Raw genomic sequence first — 8,807 nt, forward strand, 5'->3', positions numbered from 1 at the left:
ACGCTCCAATGCCGTCAGTTCAATCGCAACCGCTACACGTCCCATTCGATTACCCCTGCCATCAGGATAATCATATAAACTTCTCGATCAGGACACTAGCTTTTTTCCTCTTTTTCCTGACAACGGCTTTTGATTGCGTCCCCTGTGTCGCTGTCATAATCTGCATTCATGGTCCGCACTCCTTCTACAAAACCTGCCACCCGCAAATCCGCCGCATCCGCGAAAGTTGGCACGACCGTCACGAAAAACAATCTGAAAGCCCTTGGTGCGGATCGGCTTGCAGACCTTCTGGTCGAACTGTCAGAACAGGATGCCGTGCTCACCCGGAAGCTGCGCATGGCGCTGACAGCCACTCATGCGAAAGACAAACTCGGCAAGGAGATCGAAAAGAGGCTGCGAACGATCCAGCGTTCCCGTGGATTCCTGCCCTGGGACCGGATCAAACCCCTTATGACCGAGCTCGATGCCTTACGGCAATCCATTCTCAACGATGTTGCAACGACGGATGTCGGGCAGGCCATTTCCGCCATGCGTCTTCTCGTGGAACTTGCTCCTTCCGTCTATGAGCGCTCTGATGACAGTTCCGGTTACCTGTCAGATGTGTTTCGCGAAGCGGTCTCCGATCTTGGCTCCCTCTGGGGACGACAGGCTGGTCGGGATCCGGCTGTCACTGTCAGGGATATGCTCACACTTCTCGATAACGACGGGTATGGCACCTGTGACCGCCTGCTTGTCTCGTGCGGTGAAGCACTGGGGAAGCCGGGCGCGGCCATACTCAGAAACACGCTGCTTGCACGACTGCACGACCTTCCCGCCTCAAATGCGAAGGGAGACTATCGTACCGACTTTGCGCGCATGCAGACCCTCGGTCATCTGAAGGATCTGGCCGATGCAATAGGTGACGTCGATGCCTATATCGAAGCAGTCAACCTGAGTGAACGTCAGTCCTCTTCTATCGGCGATGTTGCACGTCGCCTGCTGGACAAGGAGCGTGCCCATGAGGCGCTCGAATGGCTCGACCGGGAGACTGAGGAGACGCCCCGGTTCCGCTGGGAAAATGACGATCTTCGGATCGAAGCGTGCGAAGCCGTGGGCGACCGCGACCAGGCCCAGTCCCTGCGATGGAAAGTCTTTCAGGAACGCCTGAGTCTGCCGCACTGGCAGGCATACCAACGCCATCTCAGCGATTACGATGCGATTGATGCTGAAGAACAGGCACTCAATCACATCCGTAATTTCCCGGTCAGGGGCGTAGCCCTTTCCACTCTTCTTAAATGGCCAGCGCTCGACGCTGCTGCCCGTCTCGTGCGGGAGCATACGGCAGAACTGGACGGGCGTGATTACGGAACACTACGTCCGGCTGCGGATCGTCTGTCTGAATCGTATCCCAATGAGGCGACCCTTCTTTACCGCCTGCTGGTCGAGGCCGTGCTGAATAAGGCGCTTTCCCGCTATTATTCCTATGCGGCGAAGGATCTCGCCTCCTGTCGGCTGCTTGCACAAATGCTGACAGCGACAAACGGCATGGAAACCCATGAAGCCTTTATGACCCGCTTGAAAGCGCAGCATAAGCGCAAGCTGGGTTTCTGGTCGCTGATCGGTGAATAATTAAAGACAGCGATAGGGGCAGCTGAATGTCTGTCAGGTTGTGAAACGTCATTGGCGTAATCAAGGAGTTCGTCGACCTGCTTCATGATGTTCACGATCAGCCGGTTTGATGTGATCAGCATTACGGAACGCATGATGGTTTCCTTCACTGACATTCAACTCCTCAGCATCCTCTCAGGACCACAGGGAGCCGTCCACGCCATCAGTTCTCAGTGAAAATCAACACCGATAGGTCTGCACGACGGGCCAGCCTTCACGGACGGCCATTTCATCGCACAGGCGCAACTGGTCCTCGATGGAGGCCGCACTCTGGTTGTCGGACGAATGGTGGGCATAAAGAGCTACGCGGGTCATTCACTCTCCCCTTTCCGGCCTGTCCTGCCCGTCCGGGCGATGGCCGGGAAGAGGGCAATTGTCGTTGGCCGCCCGCCCCAATTTCCGACGGGCGAACTCTTCGCGGGCGATCTGGCGGCCCATTGCGCTCGCCAGGGCAAACATCAGTTCATCGCACCGCGCTTTCGCGGCAGGATCGACCGGCCCGTTATCGTTGGCCGGGACGATACCGCCGAGTTTGCGTTTCGTATCTTTTACCATGCCGCCACTCCCCATTTCCGCAAAAAAACAGGGTATGAGGCATCGAAAAACTCACGGTCGGAACATCACAAATCCCGTGTTCGGGCGTTTACGTATGTCATAGCGGTAATCGGCGGGACTGGCGTAAGTCTCAAACGCCCCCGCTTCGCGTTCAATTCGGAGAAATTGCGGATCTTCACCGCATGATCGGGGAATCGAGCGACGATTTCCAGTTCGCCCCCAAATGCCGGCATGACATCAATCGGGTATAGCTTATCAAGCCCACAAAACTGTCCGAACGGACGGGGCCACCTCAAAATATACATAAAATTATTATTTGATATCGAAATATATATATCAATCTTGAAAGGCACCCAGAACTTTGATATATAAAACTGCATCATATATGTGAATTGATGCAGAAAAGAACATTGATATGAGCTACGACATAACAGGCATAGCAGAGCGATTGCAAGCGGCGCGCAAAACCAAGGGGTTAAGCCAACGCGAGTTGAGCGAGTTGGCTGGGGTGCCTCAAGCGCAGATTTCCCGGATCGAAGCAGGAACTGTCGACCTACGCCTCTCAAGCTTGGCCGCGCTCGCTCATGCCCTTGATCTGGAGCTTGCTCTTGTTCCACGCAAGGCTGTGGCCGTCGTGCGTTCCCTAAGCCGCGATGCGATCAGCTCCAACCGCAAAGACGTCGTTGCAATCCAAAAGGAGATGCAGCGAATCAGTGAGACAATGCGCGGCATCCAAATGAGCATGCCAGACCTCGAAGGACTTCAGCGACTTCAGAAGTCTATCTCCGACTTGCACCGGTTCCGAGTATCGATGCTCGACCTCGAGGAAATGAAAAAACTGCGTCACATAATTGAGCAGATCGGTCGTCCAGGAAAAGAGATGGTCTCACTCAATGAAAGCCTCAAAATAATGCGAACGATCCGCAACAAGGCTTCACATGATCCGCTACCCGATAGCGGAGATACCCTATCACGTCCGGCCTACTCTCTTGATGAGGAGGACGATGATGCCTGATGTTTCCTTCCTGACCGTCAAACTCCATGGCAAACCGATCGGGACACTCACGCATCTTGGCGATGAACGATCTATATTTACGTTCAATGACGCCTATATTGGTAACGCGGACAGAGAAACGCTCGGTTTGTCCTTCAAAGACCAGTATGGGGAGTTGCGGAACGACTTCAGGCCGATCAAGGTGAAGCTCATGCCGTTCTTCTCGAACCTGCTTCCTGAAGGTCGTCTCCGCAGCTATCTGGCAGAAAAGGCGGGCGTCAATGAGATGCGTGAGTTCTTCCTGATCCAAGCCCTCGGCCGCGACCTGCCCGGGGCTGTGACGGTCGAGGTCGCTGAAGATGAAGCACGGCCTTTGTTTGATGATCTCGATGATCAAGTCGAGGTTAAGGGCTCAAACACCCATGAAAACGCGCTCCGGTTTTCGCTTGCTGGGGTTCAGTTGAAATTTTCAGCCGTCATCGACGCTGCCGGTGGCCTGACCATTCCAGCAAGTGGGATCGGGGGCGGTTGGATCGTCAAGCTTCCCTCAAGAGAGTATCATGGCGTCCCTGAAAACGAATTCTCGATGATGACGCTTGCTCGCATGGTTGGCATCAATGTCCCACCTATCGGCTTGGTAGATATTAGCGGTATCAAAAACTTGCCGGACGGCATCGACCAGCTTGGAGACAAGGCTTTTATCATCGAGCGCTTTGATCGTTGCGAAGATGGCACATCCATCCATATCGAGGACTTTGCTCAGGTCTATGGGGTCTATTCCGAAGATAAGTACAAAAAGGCAAGCAACCGCAGCATCGCGTCGGTGATCGCGGCTGAGTCCGATCATAACGATGTTGCCGAGTTCATCCGTCGCCTGACTTTCAATACCCTCATCGGCAACGGGGATATGCATCTAAAAAATTGGTCACTCATCTACCCCGACCAGCGGACCGCCAAGCTCTCTCCTGCCTATGACTTCGTATCGACGATTCCCTACATTCCGGGCGATCAGTCGGCCTTGAATTTCAGTCGTACGCGACGGTTTGATCAATTCACGAAAGAGGAGCTTCTTCACCTCGCCGGCAAGGCCGCGCTGCCGAGAAAGCTGGTCCTCGACACGGCACGTGAAACTGTCGGTCTCTTCATGGATCGATGGTCATCCGAGAAGGCGCATCTTCCGATGTCCCGTCATATAGTCAAGGTCATCGACAACCATCTAAAGACTCTGCCTATCATAGGCGAGGCGACCAGCTAAGAAACGAAGCTGAATGAATATTGCCGCTGGATCCGGAGATAAGACTTTCAAGCAATGATGTCCGCTTTGCGAAACACAGTCCAGCACTCCGCATGACCAATGTGTAGGCGTAAGCGAACATTGCGAAGATGAATTATCCTTCTGACACAACAACTGTTGATTTTCACTGAGAACTGACCCGGGTAGGGCGGAAATTTTCATCGAGATTTGACCCATGCCTTCACACTCCCCGGCAGCATCTGCTGGGAGTTTGAGGAGTGATTGACATGGAGCTTCTGAGTGTGATCCGTCGGTGGCACTGCCGGGATCATCTTCCGATCCGCGAGATCGAACGCCGGACGGGACTGTCACGCAATACGATCCGGAAATATCTCCGGGCACAGAGTATTGAACCGCGGTTCCAGGTACCCGAACGTCCCAGCCGACCGGACCCGTTTGCTGACAGGCTGAGGGGATGGCTGGTCCTGGAAGCCGCCCGATCCCGCAAGAACCGGCGTACGGCGCGACGACTGCATGAAGACCTTGTGGCGCTGGGTTATGATGGGTCCTACGGACGGGTGGCCGCTTTCATCCGGCAGTGGAAACACGAACAGCCCAGGCACGCCAGACAACGGGTCGGGGTGTTTTCGTGCCCCTGTGCTTCCAGCCTGGGGAAGCCTTCCAGTTCGACTGGGGCGAGGACTGGGCGATAATTGCCGGGCATCGCGTCAAGCTGCAGGTTGCCCACACCAGACTGTCCTTCAGCCGCGCCTTCAGAGACTATCCTGAATTTTGTGCGGTGTGGTGATAAATTGCTCGAAGAGGAGCCCCCGCATGAGCATTGATAAAGACCTCCTGGACCGCCTGGTGGAAGGACGTTCACCCGGCGACCTGTTTGGCAAGAACGGCATACTCTCGGAATTGACGAAGGCTCTGGCGGAGCGAGCGCTTAACACGGAGATGACTCTTCACCTTGATGAGGAACGCGCCGATGGTGCACCTGACGAGGGTAATCAGAGGTGATGTTGTGGACGGCCCCCGCACGAAATGTGCGAGGATGAAATCGTCACCGTCTACAACGCATGGAGCCATGTGTGGACGGCCCTGACGATGCAAGTGGAAAGTATGATTTTGGTGGTCGGGTGCAGCCATGTGTCCGGCCTGTTTGCGCAGCCCGGGGGCTGCTGGCCCTGATGAAGTCCGCGGATTGGATCCCTGATCACCTCTGCGCGCTTTTGCTGCGCTTGGTCCCGTCGGGTTTATCCTCTCCCCGGCCTGACCGGTTCGCCATCATATATCACCACTCCGCACATTCACCTTCGTCGCTTCTGGTGTTCGACGAGGGCAAATCTCTGAATTCTTTCAGGCGCTCCTGGCGCTGTATGCATTGCCCGTTGTGAGGAGTGCTCAGACAATCCTGGCAGTCTTGTTGGCGAGAGCGACAGATACGACACGCGCCGCCTTCTTCTCGAGCAACTTTGCGGCCCATTGACGACTGGCGTTTTCCTTGCGTGCAAGACGGATCACCGCCGTGGCGCCCAGCACGAGCAGGCGTCTGAGATAGCTATCCCCCTGTTTGCTGATGCCAACCTGTCGTTCCTTGCCACCACTGCTGTGACTTTTGGGCGTCAGACCGAGCCACGCAGCGAATTGACGGCCTGACCGGAAAGTCGAGGCATCCGGAACGGCCGCGACGATCGCGCTGGCAGTGATCGGGCCGATACCGGGAATGCCAGCCAACCGACGGCTGACACTGCTTGCCCGATGTTCCGCGACGATCTGCTTCTCGATATCGTCGATGCGTTGCTCAAGAGCCCGCAGATGCGCGACAATTTCCTGAAACAGTTTCCGAGCGGGCTCGGGTAACATCTCCTGCTCCGCATGCAGCAATGTCATCATCTGGTTCAGGCCCGCGACGCCAGCTGCCGATATAATACCGAACTCGGCAAGGTGCCCCCGCAGGGCATTGACCTGCATGGTTCTTTGACGCACCAGCAAATCCCTCGTCTTGTGCTGAAGCAACGCTGCCTGCTGAGCCGGTGACTTGACTGGCACGAAGCGCATCGTCGGGCGGGTCACCGCCTCGCAGATCGCCTCGGCGTCAGCGGCATCAGTTTTACCCCGCTTGACGTAGGGCTTCACATAGACCGGCGGCATCATCCTGACCGTATGTCCGAAAGCCGCAATCGAGCGCGCCCAGTAATGCGACGTGCCACACGCTTCCATACCGACCAGGCATGGCGGGAGTGTTTCAAAAAACCGGAGAACTTCACCGCGCCGTAAGCGACGGCGTACGAGAATGTTCCCAAGACTATCGATCCCATGCACCTGAAAAACATTCTTGGCCAGGTCGAGGCCAATCGTCGAAATCGTTCCCATAGGTGGCTCCATGCGTTGTAGACGGTGACGATTTCATCCTCGCACATTTCGTGCGGGGGCCGTCCACAACATCATCTCTCATAACTGGATTCAATGTTTCCCGCCCTATCTGCGCAGCCCGGCGCAAAGGGACGTAAAATTGTCGGCGCAAGCGTTATCAGGGCCCATTACAACAGCCTCTTTGTCTTCGCGATAAAACGCACTAACAGAAGAGATCAGGACATGTGCTGACCAGCCATTCAGGTATAGTCACGCCTCGACGCACAATCTGACCACTTTCGATTTCAAGGACAGGCTCCGGCGTAACACCTGAATTATCGGAGATAACGACACGATCAGAAAGGGCAATGACGGTCGGAAGATTGACGAGGCTGCCGATATATCGTCTGCGAATGGCCTCCGGCTCAATGAAATGTCCACCACCCGCAGCACGTGCCCTGACGCGCTGAACATTCATTTCAACCGAAGCCAGAGCAATATATCGCAACTCGACATGATAGCCGGCCATCTGTGCCGCCTTGATACGACGGATTATGGAGTGGCCGGATAATGTCGTTTCGAGAGAAATCGATTTTCCGGTTGCCAGAGATGCATTGAATATCTCGATGGCTTTTCGCCCGGCCTCCCGGTCGGCATCGCGCGGGCTAGCCGGATTGATCCCCCGTGCTATCTGGTCAGGATCAATGACAACATCGACGGGCTCAATGTCAGCGCTTGTGCCAACCCGCAGACTACTTTTGCCGGAGCCATTCGGTCCTGCATAAATCAGTAATCGAGTCACGAGGGATAGGGAAAATCTTCGTCGCGGAACTCTTCCAGCAGAGCGAGGCGTTCAACCCGACCACCTGGATATTCACGCACAACCCACCCGTTCTGGACATAGGTCATGATTTCACCACTGGCTGCCCGGACTTCGCGCGCCCGCTCGCCGGCAATGCGGATCGCCTCGAAGCTGGCCCATTCATAGCCAGGTGAATCCTGAGTTTTATATTCGGACATCACGATCTCCATATCGATCACTAAATCTTCGAAACCAGCTTAGCACAATCTGAGCATTGTCACCAGGAAAGAGAGGTGATGTTGTAGACGGCCCCCGCACGAAATGCGCGAGGATGAAATCGTCACCGTCTGCAACGCATGGAGCCACCTATGGGAACGATTTCGACGATTGGCCTCGACCTGGCCAAGAATGTTTTTCAGGTGCATGGGATCGATAGTCTTGGGAACATTCTCGTACGCCGTCGCTTACGGCGCGGTGAAGTTCTCAGGTTTTTTGAAACACTCCCGCCATGCCTGGTCGGTATGGAAGCGTGTGGCACGTCGCATTACCGGGCGCGCTCGATTGCGGCTTTCGGACATACGGTCAGGATGATGCCGCCGGTCTATGTGAAGCCCTACGTCAAGCGGGGTAAAACTGATGCCGCTGACGCCGAGGCGATCTGCGAGGCGGTGACCCGCCCGACGATGCGCTTCGTGCCAGTCAGGTCACCGGCTCAGCAGGCAGCGTTGCTTCAGCAAAAGACGAGGGATTTGCGGGTGCGTCAAAGAACCATGCAGGTCAATGCCCTGCGGGGGCACCTTGCCGGGTTCGGTATTATATCGGCAGTTGTCGTCGCGGGCCTGAACCAGATGATTACATTGCTGCATGCGGAACAGGAGATGTTGCCCGGGCCCGCCCGGAAACTGTTTCAGGAAACTGTCGCGCATCTGCGGGCTCTTGAGCAACGCATCGACGATATCGAGAAGCAGATCATCGCGGAACATCGGGCAATCAGTGTCAGCCGTCAGTTGGCTGGCATTCCCGGTATCGGCCCGATCACTGCCAGCGCGATCGTCGCGGCCGTTCCGGATGCCTCGACTTTCCGGTCAGACCGTCAATTCGCTGCCTGGCCCGGTCTGAGAGCCCGATCCGAAAGTTTTTCAAGCTTGACAATGCCTTGCTGTCCGTCGTGTGAGCATGCGGATCGAGGCGATCAATGTCCATGCGGTTGAGGAAGC

8 protein-coding genes and 4 pseudogenes are annotated in these 8,807 nt (G+C 55.7%); 6 read left to right on the top strand and 6 right to left on the bottom strand.

Going from position 1 to position 8,807, the window contains the following annotated elements:
- The first annotated feature begins 168 nt into the window (after positions 1-168).
- Entirely contained in the window at positions 169-1,608 is a 1,440-nt protein-coding gene (locus CFR80_RS15660; protein WP_026019890.1) for a DUF6880 family protein, read from the top strand.
- 32 nt (positions 1,609-1,640) lie between these two features.
- Here CFR80_RS15660 and CFR80_RS20250 read toward each other — a convergent pair.
- The 3 genes and pseudogenes from CFR80_RS20250 to CFR80_RS15670 form a co-directional block, all read right to left on the bottom strand.
- Positions 1,641-1,746 (bottom strand): annotated as a pseudogene (locus tag CFR80_RS20250) (IS481 family transposase); the annotation flags it as partial.
- A gap of 87 nt (positions 1,747-1,833) precedes the next feature.
- Positions 1,834-1,962: pseudogene (locus tag CFR80_RS15665) on the bottom strand (resolvase); the annotation flags it as partial.
- Complete coding sequence (locus tag CFR80_RS15670; protein WP_019087485.1) at positions 1,963-2,202, bottom strand: hypothetical protein; 240 nt, start codon at positions 2,200-2,202, stop codon at positions 1,963-1,965.
- A 415-nt stretch (positions 2,203-2,617) separates the two neighbouring features.
- Between CFR80_RS15670 and CFR80_RS15680 the strand changes: the two genes are divergently transcribed.
- The 4 genes and pseudogenes from CFR80_RS15680 (at position 2,618) to CFR80_RS15695 (ending at position 5,453) form a co-directional block, all read left to right on the top strand.
- Positions 2,618-3,217, top strand: a complete 600-nt coding sequence (locus CFR80_RS15680) for a helix-turn-helix domain-containing protein (protein WP_019087483.1) — start codon at positions 2,618-2,620, stop codon at positions 3,215-3,217.
- Positions 3,207-4,451 (top strand): type II toxin-antitoxin system HipA family toxin, encoded by a 1,245-nt coding sequence (locus tag CFR80_RS15685; RefSeq protein WP_019087482.1) that lies wholly within the window; start codon positions 3,207-3,209, stop codon positions 4,449-4,451. The genes CFR80_RS15680 and CFR80_RS15685 overlap by 11 nt, the downstream gene beginning before the upstream one ends.
- A 266-nt stretch (positions 4,452-4,717) precedes the next feature.
- Positions 4,718-5,217: pseudogene (locus tag CFR80_RS15690) on the top strand (IS21 family transposase); the annotation flags it as partial.
- 47 nt (positions 5,218-5,264) lie between these two features.
- Positions 5,265-5,453, top strand: coding sequence for a hypothetical protein (locus CFR80_RS15695; protein ID WP_019087663.1), 189 nt, complete (start codon positions 5,265-5,267; stop codon positions 5,451-5,453).
- 384 nt (positions 5,454-5,837) lie between these two features.
- Here CFR80_RS15695 and CFR80_RS15700 read toward each other — a convergent pair whose 3' ends face one another.
- The 3 genes from CFR80_RS15700 to CFR80_RS15710 all read right to left on the bottom strand — a co-directional run bounded on the left by CFR80_RS15700 (position 5,838) and on the right by CFR80_RS15710 (position 7,820).
- The gene (locus CFR80_RS15700) at positions 5,838-6,809 is read right to left on the bottom strand and encodes an IS110 family RNA-guided transposase (RefSeq protein ID WP_110507671.1); all 972 of its coding nucleotides are present in this window, start codon (positions 6,807-6,809) and stop codon (positions 5,838-5,840) included.
- Positions 6,810-7,011: 202 nt separating this feature from the next.
- Positions 7,012-7,590, bottom strand: a complete 579-nt coding sequence (locus CFR80_RS15705; protein ID WP_081500061.1) for a zeta toxin family protein — start codon at positions 7,588-7,590, stop codon at positions 7,012-7,014.
- Positions 7,587-7,820: a hypothetical protein gene (locus CFR80_RS15710; protein ID WP_010518344.1), complete on the bottom strand. Its 234-nt coding sequence runs from the start codon at positions 7,818-7,820 to the stop codon at positions 7,587-7,589. Before CFR80_RS15710 ends, CFR80_RS15705 begins: the two co-directional genes overlap by 4 nt.
- A gap of 138 nt (positions 7,821-7,958) precedes the next feature.
- Between CFR80_RS15710 and CFR80_RS15715 the strand changes: the two are divergent.
- Positions 7,959-8,708, top strand: a pseudogene (locus CFR80_RS15715) (IS110 family RNA-guided transposase); the annotation flags it as partial.
- Between the last annotated feature and the right edge of the window lie 99 nt (positions 8,709-8,807).

The organism is Komagataeibacter oboediens (assembly GCF_003207815.1).
Taxonomy (GTDB): Bacteria; Pseudomonadota; Alphaproteobacteria; order Acetobacterales; family Acetobacteraceae; genus Komagataeibacter; species Komagataeibacter oboediens.

Coding starts and splice junctions, on each gene's coding strand:
- CFR80_RS15660 (WP_026019890.1), top strand. CDS start 169: ATGGTCCGCACTCCTTCTACAAAACCTGCCACCCGCAAATCCGCCGCA.
- CFR80_RS15680 (WP_019087483.1), top strand. CDS start 2,618: ATGAGCTACGACATAACAGGCATAGCAGAGCGATTGCAAGCGGCGCGC.
- CFR80_RS15685 (WP_019087482.1), top strand. CDS start 3,207: ATGATGCCTGATGTTTCCTTCCTGACCGTCAAACTCCATGGCAAACCG.
- CFR80_RS15695 (WP_019087663.1), top strand. CDS start 5,265: ATGAGCATTGATAAAGACCTCCTGGACCGCCTGGTGGAAGGACGTTCA.
- CFR80_RS15700 (WP_110507671.1), bottom strand. CDS start 6,809: ATGGGAACGATTTCGACGATTGGCCTCGACCTGGCCAAGAATGTTTTT.
- CFR80_RS15670 (WP_019087485.1), bottom strand. CDS start 2,202: ATGGTAAAAGATACGAAACGCAAACTCGGCGGTATCGTCCCGGCCAAC.
- CFR80_RS15710 (WP_010518344.1), bottom strand. CDS start 7,820: ATGGAGATCGTGATGTCCGAATATAAAACTCAGGATTCACCTGGCTAT.